This is a genomic window from Bacillus sp. RC252, assembly GCF_044909215.1.
GTDB lineage: Bacteria > Bacillota > Bacilli > Bacillales > Bacillaceae_G > Bacillus_A > Bacillus_A mycoides.
On record NZ_JBIYDV010000001.1, the window covers coordinates 173,643 to 190,950 of the forward strand.

The following is a 17,308-nucleotide window of genomic DNA, read 5'->3' on the forward strand; positions in this document are numbered from 1 at the left end:
ATGAATTGTTATGATGTGGGATTTATTCAAGCATATATGGATGGGGAATTACCTTATGAGACAAGAAAAGAATTCACAAAACATTTAGATACGTGTAACGCATGCCAAGACTTATTACTAGAAATTAGCAAATTAAATCAATGGGAAAATGTCATGTTAGAGGAAGAAATAGTACATTCATCAAAGGAAATCAAAATTGATGTAGACCAAGCGTGGAAAGCATTTGAAAATCGCGCAAAATTAGAAGATGTTTCTTATATCAATCAAAAACCTGAACAGAAGAAGGGATTATTTACAAATATGAATAAAAAATCAAAACGTTTCATGTATATAGCAGTAGCGGTAGCAGGGCTTTTTTCAACAGCCATGATTCCACAAGTTCGAGTGGCAGCTACAGATGTTGCCTCTTATTTTTCCAATGCAATTTCAAATGATACGATTATTGATGAAGGAAGAGACGTTACAAAAGGGCAATTTATTCCTCTTGATGAAAAGATTACAGATCAAGGTGTTACAGTACATCTGAAAGAATTATATGTAGCGGATGCACGTATATCCGTTCATTACAAAATTGAAAAAGAAAATGGAAATGTAGTACCGTTTGAATTTGATACAACGGGGTTACAACTTAAAGATGATGGCAAAGTAAATGGTCAACAAGAAAAAAACCCAGAGTATAAGAAAAATGGGTACTTCGGACAATTAGCATTTATTCAAGGAGCAAATGGTGGACCATTAGAACTAAAAGCATCCGGTGAAGAATTAAAGCATATAGGTATTCGTTTTAAGGATAGACCAGAAGGTGTCATTACATTTATCGAAGGTCCTGAAGGGAAAGATTCTTTCAAACAACCACTTACATTAGATGTAAATATAAGCAGGATTGGAAAATTATCTGGTTCTTGGAAAGGTCAACTTCAAATTGATCCTACCAAATTGAAAAAATAAAGTAAATTTAAATGAAAAAAAGAATAGAACGATGTGTATCCAATACCCTGCTTATATTCTTCCTTGTGTTACTTACATTTATTTTATACATGATTTCTACTCTATCATTTTTAATTTCATAAACATAAAAAGGTAGTATAGAAAGTAGCCGGTTCCTTAACATACAGGGAATCGGCTACTTTTTGTCCAAACGCACAATTTTCTTTTTTCGTATGGTGCCCCTACATGCAAAACTTACATAAAATCTAGATGAACTCCAAATAAACTCCAGATACTTGTTTTATGCTAAATGTAATCTTAAACAAGGAGGTAATGGAAAATGTTTAAAACATTATTAGCAGGAACACTTTTAAGTACAGGATTATTAGCGGGTGGTGCAGTAGATACAGAAGATATGAAAACGAACAAACTAGAATCGAATAAAAAAATAGAATGGAAACAAACAAATAAAAGTGAAAAAGAATCCGCAAAAAAGATGGACAAAGGTAGAAAAATTGATCAAAATCAACCAATGTCAGTTACAACAAGTGTAGATGGAACAACAACTTCTTCGCCAATCCATAATTCACCTGAAGACGCAGTGCCAGCAATTCCTAACGAAGATGTGAAATCTAACCATAATCAAACCTTTGAAATGCCTGAGGACACTAAATCAAAACCTGTACATGATTCTTCTAAATAAGCTATAAAATGAAATAGGATCATACCGTCAGATAAGTAATATTAGAATCCCTGTTGCATACAGCGCAGGGGTTTTGATGTTAAAAAAGTTCCCTTCACTAGTCAAAAGCAAATAATGAAAAAAGAAAAATCAGATGTAAAATAATCAATAATTATTAAAAACAAATAAAAGGATTATCTCTTATTTAATAAGAGATAATCCTTTTATTTTTGGAACCATATCTTTCCCACCAGCAAAAAGAACCATAAACTTGCAGAAAGTTTATTTTAACTTCCCTATTGATAGGTTAACACGGTAATTCCCATACTTTAATAGTCGTCCTAGAAAGTTATCCAATTCTTCATTAGAAGCGAAATGTGTTTTTAATAAATAACACCCCTCACCACTTATACGGTGTACTTCAGAAATTCCTTCTTCTCCTTGAAAGAAATTCATAAACTCTTGATGATTAGCTGTTGTTACGAACAAAGTAACAAATGCAGTCACTACTTGTCCTAATTTGATTCGGTTTATTGCGATTGTGTATTGCTCAATAATCCCTAAATCCTCTAACCTTCGAATTCGATTTCCTACAGCCTGCCCCGTCATATGTATTTTCTGACCAAGTTCTTTCCATTGTATTCTTGAGTTTTCTCCTAATAATTTTAGTATCTCAAAATCTGTTTGATCAATGATATAAACCAATCCTTTCACCGTGAAAGTAGAAAGCCAGAAAGTGTTTCGCCAGCTTATTCTGCTTATCGATACAATTCACTATACTTAGTTTATCCTCTTACATCACATTATTTATCAGTTATATTCACTTATAACATAGAGGACGCAACAAAAAAATACATCTAGATTTAAAGGAGGTTACAAATATGTTATTACAAGAAATCCTATCGTTCAATGAACAATTTGTAGAAAATAAGGAATACGCTCCTTGTGAAGCGACAAAAATGCCTAAAAAACGTATGGTTGTTGTTTCTTGCATGGATGCTCGTTTAATTGAGCTACTTCCAAAAGCTTTAGATATACACGATGGTGATGCAAAAGTTATCAGAAATGCAGGTGGTAAAATTGCTTCTCCTTTCGATAGCGTTATGCAAAGTGTTGTAGCGTCAGTATATGATTTAAATGCAGATGAAATCTTTCTTATCGGACACCATAGATGTGGTGCAAGCCAAACTAATCCAAAAGGAACACTTCAAAAAATATTAGATCGCGGAGTAGCTTCACCAGAAATTTTATCAGCAATTGAATATGCTGGTGTTGACCTTGAAAAATGGTTATTTGGATTCGATGATGTCAACGGTTCAACTCAAGCTAATGTTGATTTAGTAAGAAATCATCCACTTATTCCAAAAGATGTTCCTGTACATGGTCTAGTTATTGATCCTCACACAGGCAAATTAGATTTAGTAGTTGATGGATATAAAAAATTAAATGGTATGGAACATTAATTATTACTTAAATGAAGGGAAGTTATTAGATATGAATAGACAAGAAGCTACGCAAAAAATTATGGAAGCAAAAATCGCAAAAGGTTTAACATGGGACCAAATTTCAAAAGTAAGTGAAAACTCTGAGACTTGGGTTGTAACAGCATTATTAGGACAAGCTACAATGACACGTCCGGAAGCAGAAAAAATTGGTAAACTATTAGAATTAGATGAAGAAGTAGTTCAGGCATTAACAGTAGTTCCACTTCGAGGTCAAGTAATGCAAATGCCTCCTACTGACCCAATCTTATATCGATTATATGAAATGATGTTACAATACGCACCAACTCTTAGAGAATTAATCTTAGAAAAAGCTGGCGAAGGTGTAATGAGTGCAATTAACTTCAATCTAGGTGTGGATACACAAGAAGATCCAAAAGGTGGCGATCCTCGTATCGTTATTACACTTAACGGGAAATTCTTACCGTTCCGTACATGGTAATTAATTAAAAATCTATCTATATAATTAAAATGATTTTATAGATTTACAAAATCCATCCTTTTTAATCTAACTATATAGAACGGGTGGATTTTTACTATGAAATTCTTTTTCGGCAAAGGAGACTAATATGAATAAAAAATACTTTGATACGAGCTTTAGTATTCTACAGTGGTTTGTGTTTTTATTAGCAAATGCAATTGCATTGCCTATCATTATTGGTGGCATATTCCATTTATCAATAGAAGATATCTCAACATTAATGCAACGAACTTTTTTAGTTGTAGGAGTAAGTTCATTTATACAAGCATGGTTTGGGCATCGCTATCCCATAGCGGATGGGCCAGCCGGTTCATGGGTAAGTATATTTGTCATATTGGGACAAGTTGCTATGCATCAGGGACAAAGCGCAAAAGACGTGTTGCAATTTTTAGAAGGCGGATTAATTATTGCAGGTATATTACTCTTCTTTCTTGGTATAACAGGGCTTGTTCATCGAATCTTACGTTTATTTACACCCTTGGTTACAGGAACCTTTCTTTTAATATTATCTCTTCAGCTTAGTGGTGTGTTACTAAAAGGAATGATGGGATTACAAGGAGCTGTAACTCATCCTGACTATACAACAGCTACTATTGCGCTCTTTGTTTTTGCCCTTATTACTTTCTTATCAATTAAAGGGAAAGGATGGATGAAAAGTTACGCTGTGTTACTTGGAATTTCATGTGGTTGGCTTTTGTATGCAGTATTAGGAAAATCATCTCATATACCTTCACATACAACGCTAGTTAAGTTACCAGAGATATTTGCTTGGGGCACACCTAGATTCGATATTGGAATGACTCTAACTGCAACTTTATTTACCTTTCTTTTAGTTGCAAATACAATTGCTGCTATTTCGGCTGTAAAACAAGTGGCTCCCCTATCTAAAGAAAATGAAAAGCAAACACTGAACCGTGGTGTATGGGTCGGAGGTATATCACATATTATCTCATCATTGTTCTCTACAATTGGAATTGTACCATTACCTGCATCAGCAGGATTTATTCAACTAACGGGTCAAAAAAAGGTGAAGTCGTTTCTTATAGCAAGTCTTATATTAGCAGGTATTTCTTTTATCCCCTCAATTGTAAACTTTATATCCTTGCTACCAGGTCCTATTGCTAATTCTGCACTTTTAGCTACATTTGTCCAAGTAATAGGCATTTCATTTCAATCCATTTTACGTGAAGAATTAAAGCAACGCCGATTAGCTATATTAGGAATTTCATTATTAATCAGTTTGGGAATAATATTTCTTCCAGAAAGTGCATTTAGCGGCGTTCCTTCTTCCTTACAATATGTTTTAAGTAACGGATTACTCGTAGGTACTATGATCGTTATTTTGCTAGAACGGTTTTGGAAAGAGTAAAAATTGTGAATAAGTAAAAAAGCGCCCTGATTACAAGGCGCTTTTTTATATCTAATGACTAATACTAGCCGTTGGGTATAATGTTGTTCCTCCAATTGAAACTTTTATTTCATTTGTTAATGGAACATTTTGTTCATTAATAATTGTTCTCCACCATTCCCATGCAAGACCAGTACATTCTCTAGCTACGATTTTTATATTTTTTGAATTTGGTGGAAGAGGGATAACTGTAGAGTAATGAGCTGTTTTGTCTCTGCCGCTACCATCCCATGTTTTATGTGTTAGTACTTCTTTCCCATTTTGATCAAATGTGAATTCATCCCAAGATACATCAAATTGAGCAACGTAAGCACCGTAATGATCCAGTGTCATTTTAGCACTTGAATATTCTGTAGTCGTCGTCTCGATATAATCTGTATTGTTATGAACAGCAGCAGTTGCATTATCTTTTAAGAAAGTGCTTGTATATGAAATTGGATATGCTGGATTTTTAAGACTTAATTCAGCATTATCTTTAATGATATTTCGGATTTCATTGAAATCTTTAGTAACAACCTTGTTATGCTCTTTCGCATCTCCGCCTAATACTACAGCAGTAAAAGTACTTTCTTCAAAAATATCTTTGTACTGTCCACTCGTTTCGACGCTGTTATTCTTAAGTAAGGCTTTAAAAGCAGCTTGTACATCTTTGCTCTTAGATGTTGTTTCTAATTTTACATAAACAGTTCTACCATAAGCTACATTTGAGACCATAACAGGTGGAGCCGAATTACTTACACCTTTACGAGTTAACTCACCAAAAGTAACACTATTATCAAAAAGATCGGATGGATTGTTAGGTAGTTCAGCACTTACGGTATAAAATATTTGCTTATATGCCGCTACCATCACTTTTTTCTCTCCATTTGCAACCGCATTAAAATCAATGTTTAGACTGTTATCAAGATATTTGGCGTTAACGTTAAGGGCACTTGCGATTTGTGATTTACTATAAACCATAGATTCTGTATACTGCATTCTTGCAGGTAACGTATGTGTTTTAGAATACTTTTCATTCCAAGTAGATACTAAATCATCTACTGCTCCAGCCACATTACCATATATCGGATTTTGGACAGTAATTGTATTTTCTTTTCTCATGCCAGGTAAGTCTATACTAATATTCAAAGGCTTTCTCTTAGCCACTAATAAACTCGGTTGATTGTCTGCAAAAGCTTTATTTGCAAGTTGTACCGCTCCTGGATACGTACGATTCACCACAGAATCAATAATCGAAATATCGACTGGTGAAGTTGTAAGTGATTTTTTCTCGCGTTCCACTACTACAAATTTACCATTTGAATTGATACTTTCTTTCGGAACAAAACTCTCTACCTTATCACCATTTACAGCTAAAACCTCTTGATTATTATATTTAAGATTTGCTATACCAGTATCAATGCCACTAGCATTTTTGGTTACATCAGTTGTATTACCTGCTTGTGTTTCTGCGAAGGAAATAGATGAATAATTAATAGTGCATAGACTAACTAATAAACATGTAAGGAACTTTCTTCTTTTAGTGTTTTTCTTAATATTCAGAAAAATCACCCCGTTCTTTTTTTAGTAAGATATGATAATGATTGATAAATGATAGCTAACTAATAAACCTACATAAATGCTTTTAAAAGTTCTTGAATTAACGGGATTACGCCACCTACAAATTTCAAAACTGCCATTGCGATTTCCATATTATTTCCTCCTTTTTTATTGCTACGAAAATGTGATGTATCTTTATGCCCTCATTATAGTGACCCCTTACACTTTTATCAATACACTCTTATATGCAATATTGCATACAAAAAAACAAGCTGAATTCTTATAAAAAGTTATACAGAGATAAATTTTTCGTTTGGTAGATACTTGAAAAGGTGAAGCATTCCTTTGCATTTTATGAGTAATTTACAAGTTTATTGTTGGAAGCGTCGCAGGACTAGAAGTAATGAAATACATGCAGGACTGTTACGAGCATCCAGAAATATTAAGAGTCCTCATGGGCGGCAATCACATAAAAAAAAGCTGCTGCCTATAAAATACAGACAGCAACTTCAACTAGAGTAGCTGGCATGATTTACGCAAGCTACAGTATTTTTTTGACATACTCATTTTTTACACTTTGTAACTAATAAACAGCGATTGGCCCATAAGGACCATTGATAATTTCTATTTTTGTTTCAAAAATATCTGTCAAAATTGTTGGGTCCATAACCTCTTCCACTGTTCCAAAAGCAGCAATTTGTCCATCTTTCATAGCACAAATTTTGTCAGAGTATTTAGCAGCAAAATTTATGTCATGCATAACAGTCAAAATTGTTCTTCCGAATTCATTAGCTGCACGTCTCAAATGCTCCATCATTTGAACAGAACGAGCAACATCAAGGTTGTTCAGAGGCTCGTCCAAAAGTACATATTCAGTCTCTTGGCACAATACCATCGCTACATATGCTCTTTGCCTTTGACCACCAGAAAGCTCATCTAAATATCTATTCTCTAAATTAGTTAAATCCAAGAAATCGATATATTTAGAAATAATAGATTCATCCTCTTTAGTTAACCTTCCCTTTGAATAAGGAAAGCGCCCAAACCCAACTAGTTGTCTAATAGTAAGCCTCGTTACAAAATGATTTTCTTGTCGCAATATAGTCAAAATTTTTGCTAAGTCTTTTGATTTGGATTCAGAAACATCCATATTCGCTACTTGAATTTGGCCTTCATCCATATCTAAGAGTCTTCCAATCATCAATAGTGTCGTAGACTTTCCAGCACCATTTGGTCCAATTAAAGAAGTAAAGCCCGCTTTTGGTATTTCAATATCCAAAGGTCCTATTTTTACCTTATCAGTATAGAACTTTTTAACGTTATCAATTTTTATCATAAAGCCCTCTTCCTTAAAACTATAGTTAAGAATATGATTCCACCAAATAATTCAATAATAACTGAAACTACACCTTGAGCATGGAATACATGATACATTAAAAAGTATGCACTCGTCATTATCAAAAATCCTATTGCAAAAGCCATTGGAAAAATATATCTATGATCATAAGTTGACGCCGCCTGATAACTCAAAGTTGCTACTAAAAAGCCGTAGAAAGTAAGTGGCCCAATTAGAGCTGTTGAAATGGACATCAAAATAGCAACTAATACAAGCGTATAAATTACACTAGGTTGATATTTAACCCCAAAGGAAGTAGCAACATCCTTTCCTAGTGACAAAACATTCAAATTCTTAGAATGAGCCAAAATTAATACTGCTACAATTATGACCATAGGAATTACAATAGGAAAATATGCAGGATCTGCATGATTAACAGAACCAAATAACCTTGCTTGTAAAATATCAAACTCTGAAGGCGCAAGTAGTTTTCTCATGAAAGTTGACACAGAATTTAGCCCGGTACCAATAATAATTCCAACTAAAAGCATAAGTTGTAAATTCCCGTATTTACCGGAAAGTAACCATCCATAAAGTATCAAACTCATGAAGACCATAACAACAACTTGGAATAAAAATGATCCAATTCCACTAAAATTTATCAATGCACTAGCACCAAAGAAGAATATTGTACTCGTTTGAATTGCTGAATAAAGTGATTCGAAACCTAAAAGCGAAGGAGTAATAATTTTATTATTCGTAATAGATTGGAAAGCAACTGTCGACAAACTATGACAAACTGCAGCAATAATCATCGCAACAATAGCTACTATCCTTCTCTTAACAACTGGGATAAAAGAAGGTGAATCTATCGGAACTGGATTGTTATAAACTAAAAGTCCATATGAAGAAAGGAGGCCTAAAGCAATCAATGTTATCAGTAAAATCCAATAACGTCTTGCTTCCTTCTTAGAACGAAAAGCACTAGCTGATCTACTTTCATTATGAAGGCTAGAATCGATTTCGACATTTTCTTTATTTCTATATTCTAATGTGATCATCGTAGCCTCCTTGGTTTTCTTTGTCTCAATAAAATAGTAATAAACACGACTGCTCCCACTGTTGCAAGTATTAAAGAAACAGGTACTTCAAACGGCTTTATAATTGTTCGAGAAATGATGTCACAGGCAGTTATTGTCCCCATTCCGATCACACATACCCAAGGTAAATTACTCCTAAGATCATCACCTCTAAACATTGAAACAATATTTGGAACAATTAATCCCAAGAAAGGTAAGTGTCCAATAACAGCTGCAACAATTCCAACTGCAACAGAGATAAGGCCAGTCCCAAAAAGAACAATTCTATTGTAATTAACTCCAAGGCTTGTTGCGACATCTTCTCCTAGTCCAGCTAAAGTCAATCTATTAGCATACATAAAAATAAGCAAAGTAATGATAACAATCAGCCATAAATATTCATATCTTCCAACCTGAACGTTAGCAAATGAACCTACAAACCAGGTTTCAATACTTTGCGTCATTTGAAAAAGGAGTCCCAAAAAAGTAGACACTGCAGAAATAACTGCTCCAAGCATCAATCCGATAATCGGGACAATTAAAGACGAACGAAGTTTAACTCTTCTTAAAAATAAAAAGAAAATCATAGTTCCTATAAAAGAAAAAATGATTGCACCAGTCATTCTTTGAACTAAAGTCGGGGCAGGAAATAATAAATATACAAAAAGCAGGCCTAAGCCTGACCATTCAATAGTCCCCGTTGTAGTAGGTTCAACAAAACGATTCTGTGTAATGAGTTGCATTACGAGTCCTGCCATCGCCATTGCAGCACCAGTAAGCATTAATGCAACTGTTCTCGGAACACGAGTTATAAAAAACATCTCCATTCCGTCCTCTTGTCCGCGTATATCATAAACTCCAGTAAACAGTGATATAATCCCTAAAATTATAACAATCATAATCGCTATTATAAAAGGTTTTGTCCATATTTTATTGTGATTATAAAACCGGGGTTGAGAAGTATTCTCAACCCTAGAAATCATATTTTTTGACACTGTTTCGTACTCCTTTACACTACTTAGCTAAAGTTTTTGCAATATTACCAAATAACTCTATGTAAGTCTGAATTGATTCATTTGTGTAAGTATCTTCTGGTGCATAAACAACCTGTTTTTTAGAAACAGCAGTTGTGTTTTGAAGAGCAGGTGATTTAGAAATAACATCTTTAGCAGGAGCTGAAGTAGCAGCATCAGATGTTGCAGCATCACGATCTAATACGAAAAGCCAATCAGGATTTGTTTGTGCAATAGCTTCAACAGAAACGTCATCACCTTTATGACCTGCAGTAGAATTAGATACTTCTAGTGCTGGAGTCCAACCGAAAATTTCATACATTGGTCCCCAAACGCGACCAGAGTGAGGAGCAGCAAAACCAATATTCCCACCAGTAACGATAACACTCATAACTTTATCTTTTCCATTATAAGCAGATTTTACATTTTCAATAGATTTATCAAAATCAGCTACTAATTTTTTAGCTTCTTTATCTTTATCAAAGATTTTTCCTAAAGAAATTGTAGAATCTTTAAGCCCTTTTACTAAGTTTTCTCCAGGCTTAGTAGCTTTCTCAGAAACATCAACATTAAGATCAATAACAGCTGCATTTGGCACTAATTTTTTGATCTCTTCGTAATGGCCAGCAAATCTTTGACCAACGATTACAAGGTCAGGGTTTGCCGCTGCAATAATTTCAAGATTTGGTTCGCGGTGATTTCCAATATTTTGAACTTTACTATCCTTTACATATGCTGAATCTGCAGGCATTACATCCTTTGGAGCAGCCGCTAATTTAATTCCCCAATCAGCTAAAGTTTCAAAAGTTCTATTATCCAAAGCAACTACATTTTTTGGATTTACAGGGACTTTAACAGTTCCATGTGCATCAGTGATTTCAACTGTTTTTGGCTTATCACTACTATCACCTTTATTAGCTTTCGAAGTTTCCTTACTTGAATCCGAGCAAGCTGCTAACATTAAAGTGAAAATTGCTAAAATACTTACTAATTTTAAAAGCATAGTTTTTTTCATACGTATACTCCTTATAATGTAATTTAGTTCGAAAATGATAACGTCCATAGATTAAATTAGATAGTAACCTTTATGCATCTAAATTGCTATTGATAATCATTTTCATTTGAATATCCTGTTAATAAGTATAGTCATTAATTATGTGAAAATCTTGTGAATGGTGTGAGTTAATAAAATTAAACATAAATTAGATACAGTCTCATCTAATGCGCACCAGAGTCATCCCCCACACGTACTAATCAATAGATTGGGCACCTTATAAACCATGATTTCTGCTACAAAAAAAATGCCCATTAATAGCTAATTTTTCATAATCCATTGCCTGGTAGTAATCTTCTTTTTATAGTTTCCGTCTTTTAATATTTCACAGAAACTATTTGATTATCAGGTTTAATAGAAAAAACGAGTAAAACTGTACTTTACCTATTATTTTATTTTTATCATTCAACCATTGAATAGCCTCTGCCATGTATCGTTTGAATATATCTCTCTTTCTTCTCGCACTTTAACTTTTTTCTTACATACCCAATATATAAGTCTACTACATTTGGATTGACTACTACGTTATATCCCCAAACCTGATTCAAAAGCATTTCACGACTCAATATTGTATTTTTATTCTTAATTAAAAATACAAGTAAATCGTACTCGCGCTTCGTAAGCGAGAGATTTTTACCACCTTTTTTCACAATATGGCTAGATGCATCCACAAAGAGATCTTTAAACTGAAAAAAGTTTGTCTCATTTTGCTGGATACAGTCACTTCTCCTTAAAATAGCTTGAACCCTTGCTACTAATTCTTCTTTCACAAATGGTTTTCTTATATAATCATCTGCTCCTGCTTGTAGCCCTGCTATGCAATCCTTGCTAGAAATATTGTCGGTCACAATAATTATCGGTGTCGTTTTAACAAGTCGTATTTGTCTACAAATTTCTGGCCCCGATATACTTAATGAATCCCAATCCAATATGATAATATCCCAATCTTGTTCATATACTATATTTAAACCTTGGTTTTCATTGTGAAGTTTTAAAATGAAATAGCCCTCTTGCGTTAGACCGCTTACGATTTTCTTTGCAAAAGACCGTTCATTCTTAATTACTAACACCTGCTTCACCGATGGTTCACCTCTACTTCAATATAACTTAGTTAGATAAAAAGTTATCCCCAAAAAATAATTTAAGATTTATAAATATTAAATCCCTAAAAAAAGCCATTATAACAGCTTATTAGGAGAACTCTATATAATCTTACAATAGATATGGATAAAAACACAAAATATATGAAGATTTAAATACATATTATTTAATCATTAAGAGCAACTATATTATCTAGCTGCTTATTATCAATAACGATTCCCTCAGTTTCTGTTTCAAGGGTACCGTCCTCAACTTAAGCATTTTATCAAACCACAAAACAAAAAGAACCATACCCCCGCCACTCTGGCAAAGTTATGGTTCATATCATACAAAATAAAAAACCACCAAACAGTTATGTATTGGTGGAGACGGTGGGAGTCGAACCCACGTCCAAAAATATCGGCACTTAAGCTTCTACGAGTGTAGTCGATATATTAGCATTTCGCGAACTCTTCAGCCTATCGACAGGCTTCCAAGTTGCTAGTCTGATTGTTCTCTTCCTTCGCCCTCAGACGGCGAACTCCGGCGTAGTCCACTTAGTTTGAGTCCCTTACCCTACCACATGGACGATGGAGGGAGGAACCTTTAGTGCAATTAAGCAGCTAAAGAAAGATTGTTTTGTTTGCCAATTATAGGCTTTGACGTTTTAACGAGGCCGATCCCCTCGACTCGCAACCTAAGCTCGAACTATCCCTGTCGAATCCGTAACGTCCCCATGATAAAAATGGAGCATACGAAGAAATATCGTGATAGCTACTAAGAGCTGTTTTTCAATGTGCAACAATCTTACATAAGTTATTATATCATACGCGCGCCGTTTTACAAATGTAAATATCTGTATTACATCTTTTGACGATCACGGAACACGCGTGCAATTTCACGTTTAGCTTCTTTCTCTTTTAAATCGTGACGCTTATCATATTGCTTCTTACCTTTTGCTAAACCAAGTGCCATTTTCGCAAATCCATTTTTCAAATAGATTCTAACTGGAATTAATGCATAACCTGTTTCTTTTGCATAACCTGCTAGCTTATCAATTTCTTTCTTATGAAGAAGTAACTTTCTTGTACGAAGCGGATCGTGATTAAAACGATTCCCTTGTTCATATGTATTAATATGCATATTATGAACCCATACTTCACCGTTATGTATACGTGCAAACGCGTCTTTCAAGTTCACGCGTCCAGCGCGAATCGACTTAATTTCCGTTCCTTGAAGGACAAGCCCTGCTTCGTATGTTTCTTCGATGAAATAATCATGAAATGCTTTTTTATTTTGCGCAATAACCTTACCTGTACCCTTTGGCATATAACGTCCCTCCTCTATTTTTACTATTGTAACAAATGTAAACCAAAAGCGAAAGTGGCTCGCTCAGAATCTTTGGACATTGGAGCTCCCGACAAAGAAGCGCTTTTTGCTTCGTCCGAGGGCGCGAAATGGCCAATAGATTCTAGCCACTGTAGCTGGATTCAACCAAAAGCGAAAGTGGCTCGCTCAGAATCTTTGGACATTGGAGCTTCTGACCTTGAGGCGCTCTTTGCCTCCTGGGAAGAAGCGAAGCCGCCAAACATTCTAGCCACTGTAGCTAGCTTACAACAAAAAGCGAAAGTGGCTCGCTCAGAATGTAAGGCGAAGCCACTCTTTTCTTACTTGCGCTTTTTCTTTTTCTTCTTGAATCCTGGTACATTTTCAAAGAATCCTTTTTTCTTCTTACCATTACCATTACCATTACCATCTTTTTTCCCTGGCTGACTAGCGGATGTGGATGCAGATGCTGATGCTTTTCCTTTTCCTTGTCCACCACGATCAAACTTTCTTCCTGTGCCGCGTTCACCACCGCGCTCATTACTACGTTCGCTACGTCCACCGCGTTTCTTTCTGCCTGTTCTTGGCTGTTCAATCACAACTGGACGATCTTTGAACTTACGACGAGGTGTGCCTTTCATGCCAACGATTTCAAAGTCGATTGCGCGCTCGTCTTTATTTACGTTAATAACACGAATTGTAATTTCGTCACCGATGCGGAATACGTTACCTGTACGTTCCCCAATCATCGCAAAATGTTTTTCGTCATAACGGTAGTAATCATCTGTTAAATAGCTAACGTGTACAAGACCTTCAATTGTATTTGGAAGCTCTACGAATAAACCGAAGTTTGTTACAGAGCTAATCATACCGTCATACTCTTCGCCAATCTTATCAACCATATACTCTGCTTTTTTCATTTCATCTGTTTCACGCTCTGCTTCAACAGCGCGGCGTTCCATATTAGAAGAGTGCTCTGCAATCTCAGGTAAGTTTTCACGCCATTTCGCTTGCGTTTCGTTGTCTACTTTACCATTAATGATGTATTCACGAATCAATCTATGAACAATCGTATCTGGGTAACGACGAATTGGCGATGTGAAATGCGTGTAGAACTCAGTTGATAAACCAAAATGTCCTAAGCTGTTCGAATCGTAACGTGCTTGCTTCATAGAACGAAGCATAACTGTTGAAATGACTATTTCTTCCGGCTGACCTTGAACCATTTCAAGAATTTGCTGCAATGCACGAGGGTGTATTTCATTCGCACGTCCTTTTACTGCATATCCGAAGTTTGTTACAAACTCGAAGAAACGCTCAAGCTTATCTTCTTTCGGATCTTCATGGACACGGTACATAAACGGTACGTTCATCCAGTGGAAATGCTCCGCTACTGTTTCGTTCGCAACAAGCATAAACTCTTCAATTAACTTCTCTGATACAGAACGATCACGCATTACAACATCAGTCGGTTTTCCTTCTTCATCTACTAGTACTTTCGCTTCTTTAAAGTCAAAGTCAATCGCACCACGGCGCATACGTTTTTCACGTAAAATTTGTGCTAACTGCCCCATTTCTTTAAACATTGGTACTAGCGGCTCGTAGCGTTCAATTAGCGCTTCGTCTTCATCTTCTAAAATGCTTCTTACGTCAGCATACGTCATACGCTCTGTCGTTTTAATTACACTTTGGAAAATCTCGTGTTTTACAACATCGCCTAGATTGTTGATTTCCATTTCACAAGATAGTGTCAGACGGTCTACTTTCGGATTTAATGAACAAATACCGTTTGATAAACGATGCGGAATCATCGGAATTACACGGTCTACAAGATATACACTCGTTGCTCTCTCTGCCGCTTCAACATCAATTGGAGAACCTTCTTGAACGTAATGACTTACATCCGCAATATGAACGCCAAGCTTATAGTTACCGTTCTCAAGCTTCGTTACTGTAACAGCATCATCTAAGTCTTTTGCATCTGCACCGTCAATTGTAACAATCATTTGATCACGTAAATCACGGCGATCTTTTATATCTTCTTCTGAAATCGTTTCTGGTACACTGTTTGCATGCTCCATCACCTCTTCAGGGAACGCTAAAGGTAAATGATGTTTATGAATAACAGATAAAATATCTACCCCTGGGTCATTTTTATGACCTAGAATTTGAATAACTTCACCTTCCGCACTTAAACGATTCTCTGGATAACTCGTAATTTTCACAACTACTTTATGGCCTTCTACAGCGCCCATTGATGCGCTTTTCAAGATGAAAATATCACTTGTCCAACGCTTATTATCAGGTATAACAAACCCAAAGTTCTTCGATTCTGTATATGTACCAACTAATTCTTTCGTTCCACGCTCTAAAATACGAACGATTGTACCTTCTGGGCGTGATCCACTTGATTGTGAGCTAACACGTGCTAATACTGTATCACCATGAAGTGCGCCGTTTAATTCTGTGGGTGGAATGAAAAGATCATCATCTCCAGTTTTCTTCTCTTCTGGAACAACGAACGCAAAACCACGTGCGTGCCCAATTAATTTACCGCGTACTAAATTCATTTTTTCTGGAAGACCGTAGCGGTTACTACGTGTGCGGATAACAAGCCCCTTCTCTTCCATCATTACAAGTGCCTTTACGAAATCTTTAAAGCCCTCAGAGCCTTCGATTCCAAATGCCGATTCTAATTCTTGTATCGTTAACGGTTTATACGCTTCTTCCCTCATAAATAATAACAACTTATCAATATGTTCTTGCATGATTTCTTCCAAGCAGAAATACCTCCTTTAAACCCTTATATTATTTAGTGTATCCGAAAGATGGGGGATGTATAAAGTGAAACTTTAATCATCTCCCAATGATTTTTTACAGCTTTCATAAAGTGTAACTTTAACCAGTGGTTTTTTGTCCGTCCCCACTGATTATTAGCCCACAAATAGCGGGATAAAAATTCCCTTATGAAAAAAAGAGGCAACTAGACCTTACCAATCTAGTTGCTCCAAGAAGTTATATACATCCTCATGTAGCACATCACGTTCTTTATCAAGTGTAATGACATGCGTAGAGTCTTCATACCATTTAATGTCTTTTAACGTAGATTCTACACCGTTATAAATAATGTTAGCACTATCTGTATTAATCATCTCATCATGACGTGCTTGTACAACGAATGTTGGAGCATAAATCATATCAACATTATTGCGTACGTCACGAATCAACTCCTGTAATGCTTTTAATGTATTCATTGGTGTCTGTTTAAATTCAAACATTTCCTGCTCAATTCGTTCTGGTGATTTTTGCTCACGCTTTTTATATTCGCGGGCATATGCCAATATACCTTGGTACATAATTTCTTCACTTTTAATGTACATCGGTGCACACATTGGTACAACACCTAAAATCGGTAATGTATAAGCAAGTTTTAATGAGAATACTCCGCCTAATGATAATCCAACCGCAGCTATTTTCTCGTAACCTTGATCTTTTAAATGCTGGTAGGCATTCATTACATCTTTCCACCAGTCTTCAGGGCCTGTATGAACAAGCTCTTCTGGTGGTACACCGTGTCCTTTGTAAATTGGCGCATGACAAGTATAGCCTTTCTTCTCTAAGAAACGCCCTAGCATGCGTACGTCAGCTGAGTTCCCTGTGAATCCATGTAATAATAAAACAGCGCGGTCTCCACCTTCAAATGTAAATGGTTTCGGAGATGCTAATTTCATCATGTACTTCTCCTCTTTCTCTTCTGTAATCTAGTCGTATTCTTTCTATTCTTAGTGTACCATATTTATAATTCTATAATCTAATTAGAAACTTTTTTTGAATAACAAATCAAAAAAAGAAGAACCATTAGCATAATCCGCTAACGCTTC

16 protein-coding genes and 1 other RNA gene are annotated in these 17,308 nt (G+C 35.5%); 6 read left to right on the forward strand and 11 right to left on the reverse strand.

Features of this window, described 5'->3' with window-relative positions; genetic code table 11:
• Together ABH960_RS00965 and ABH960_RS00970 are read left to right on the forward strand one after the other, a co-directional pair.
• Window positions 1-948 carry a DUF4179 domain-containing protein gene (locus ABH960_RS00965; protein WP_002144943.1) on the forward strand — a complete coding sequence of 316 codons (948 nt, stop codon included), beginning with the start codon at window positions 1-3 and terminating at the stop codon, window positions 946-948.
• Window positions 949-1,267: 319 nt separating this feature from the next.
• Window positions 1,268-1,630, forward strand: coding sequence for a hypothetical protein (locus tag ABH960_RS00970; RefSeq protein WP_404442026.1), 363 nt, complete (start codon window positions 1,268-1,270; stop codon window positions 1,628-1,630).
• Between the two features lie 261 nt (window positions 1,631-1,891).
• On the opposite strand, the gene ABH960_RS00975 is transcribed toward ABH960_RS00970, so the two are convergent.
• On the reverse strand, window positions 1,892-2,323 hold the full coding sequence (locus tag ABH960_RS00975) for an Lrp/AsnC family transcriptional regulator (protein ID WP_002096214.1): 432 nt from the start codon (window positions 2,321-2,323) through the stop codon (window positions 1,892-1,894).
• A gap of 167 nt (window positions 2,324-2,490) precedes the next feature.
• Between ABH960_RS00975 and ABH960_RS00980 the strand changes: the two genes are divergently transcribed.
• The 3 genes from ABH960_RS00980 to ABH960_RS00990 all read left to right on the forward strand — a co-directional run bounded on the left by ABH960_RS00980 (window position 2,491) and on the right by ABH960_RS00990 (window position 4,961).
• Window positions 2,491-3,072 (forward strand): beta-class carbonic anhydrase, encoded by a 582-nt coding sequence (locus ABH960_RS00980; protein WP_002144941.1) that lies wholly within the window; start codon window positions 2,491-2,493, stop codon window positions 3,070-3,072.
• Window positions 3,073-3,103: 31 nt separating this feature from the next.
• Window positions 3,104-3,553 carry a cyanase gene (gene cynS, locus ABH960_RS00985; RefSeq protein ID WP_404442030.1) on the forward strand — a complete coding sequence of 150 codons (450 nt, stop codon included), beginning with the start codon at window positions 3,104-3,106 and terminating at the stop codon, window positions 3,551-3,553.
• Between the two features lie 127 nt (window positions 3,554-3,680).
• The gene (locus tag ABH960_RS00990) at window positions 3,681-4,961 is read left to right on the forward strand and encodes a purine/pyrimidine permease (RefSeq protein ID WP_404442033.1); all 1,281 of its coding nucleotides are present in this window, start codon (window positions 3,681-3,683) and stop codon (window positions 4,959-4,961) included.
• Between the two features lie 51 nt (window positions 4,962-5,012).
• Here ABH960_RS00990 and alo read toward each other — a convergent pair whose 3' ends face one another.
• The 8 genes from alo to smpB all read right to left on the reverse strand — a co-directional run bounded on the left by alo (window position 5,013) and on the right by smpB (window position 13,430).
• A complete protein-coding gene (gene alo / locus ABH960_RS00995; RefSeq protein ID WP_404442035.1) occupies window positions 5,013-6,551 on the reverse strand; it encodes an anthrolysin O/cereolysin O family cholesterol-dependent cytolysin Alo in 1,539 nt (512 codons plus the stop codon).
• 571 nt (window positions 6,552-7,122) lie between these two features.
• On the reverse strand, window positions 7,123-7,875 hold the full coding sequence (locus ABH960_RS01000; protein ID WP_404442038.1) for an iron ABC transporter ATP-binding protein: 753 nt from the start codon (window positions 7,873-7,875) through the stop codon (window positions 7,123-7,125).
• Window positions 7,872-8,936 (reverse strand): iron chelate uptake ABC transporter family permease subunit, encoded by a 1,065-nt coding sequence (locus ABH960_RS01005; RefSeq protein WP_002144933.1) that lies wholly within the window; start codon window positions 8,934-8,936, stop codon window positions 7,872-7,874. The genes ABH960_RS01000 and ABH960_RS01005 overlap by 4 nt, the downstream gene beginning before the upstream one ends.
• The gene (locus ABH960_RS01010) at window positions 8,933-9,949 is read right to left on the reverse strand and encodes an ABC transporter permease (protein WP_002144932.1); all 1,017 of its coding nucleotides are present in this window, start codon (window positions 9,947-9,949) and stop codon (window positions 8,933-8,935) included. Before ABH960_RS01010 ends, ABH960_RS01005 begins: the two co-directional genes overlap by 4 nt.
• A 19-nt stretch (window positions 9,950-9,968) precedes the next feature.
• Window positions 9,969-10,982, reverse strand: coding sequence for a siderophore ABC transporter substrate-binding protein (locus tag ABH960_RS01015; RefSeq protein WP_404442611.1), 1,014 nt, complete (start codon window positions 10,980-10,982; stop codon window positions 9,969-9,971).
• A gap of 440 nt (window positions 10,983-11,422) precedes the next feature.
• Entirely contained in the window at window positions 11,423-12,100 is a 678-nt protein-coding gene (locus ABH960_RS01020; RefSeq protein ID WP_002089527.1) for a response regulator transcription factor, read from the reverse strand.
• A 382-nt stretch (window positions 12,101-12,482) separates the two neighbouring features.
• Window positions 12,483-12,837: a transfer-messenger RNA gene (gene ssrA / locus ABH960_RS01025) on the reverse strand.
• Window positions 12,838-12,962: 125 nt separating this feature from the next.
• Window positions 12,963-13,430 carry an SsrA-binding protein gene (gene smpB / locus ABH960_RS01030; protein WP_002089531.1) on the reverse strand — a complete coding sequence of 156 codons (468 nt, stop codon included), beginning with the start codon at window positions 13,428-13,430 and terminating at the stop codon, window positions 12,963-12,965.
• Between the two features lie 54 nt (window positions 13,431-13,484).
• On the opposite strand from smpB, the gene ABH960_RS01035 reads away from it, so the two are divergent.
• The gene (locus tag ABH960_RS01035; protein WP_404442043.1) at window positions 13,485-13,874 is read left to right on the forward strand and encodes a hypothetical protein; all 390 of its coding nucleotides are present in this window, start codon (window positions 13,485-13,487) and stop codon (window positions 13,872-13,874) included.
• Here ABH960_RS01035 and rnr read toward each other — a convergent pair.
• The gene (gene rnr / locus ABH960_RS01040) at window positions 13,769-16,195 is read right to left on the reverse strand and encodes a ribonuclease R (protein WP_404442614.1); all 2,427 of its coding nucleotides are present in this window, start codon (window positions 16,193-16,195) and stop codon (window positions 13,769-13,771) included. The genes ABH960_RS01035 and rnr overlap by 106 nt on opposite strands.
• A 222-nt stretch (window positions 16,196-16,417) precedes the next feature.
• Window positions 16,418-17,158, reverse strand: a complete 741-nt coding sequence (locus tag ABH960_RS01045) for an alpha/beta hydrolase (protein ID WP_162836430.1) — start codon at window positions 17,156-17,158, stop codon at window positions 16,418-16,420.
• Between the last annotated feature and the right edge of the window lie 150 nt (window positions 17,159-17,308).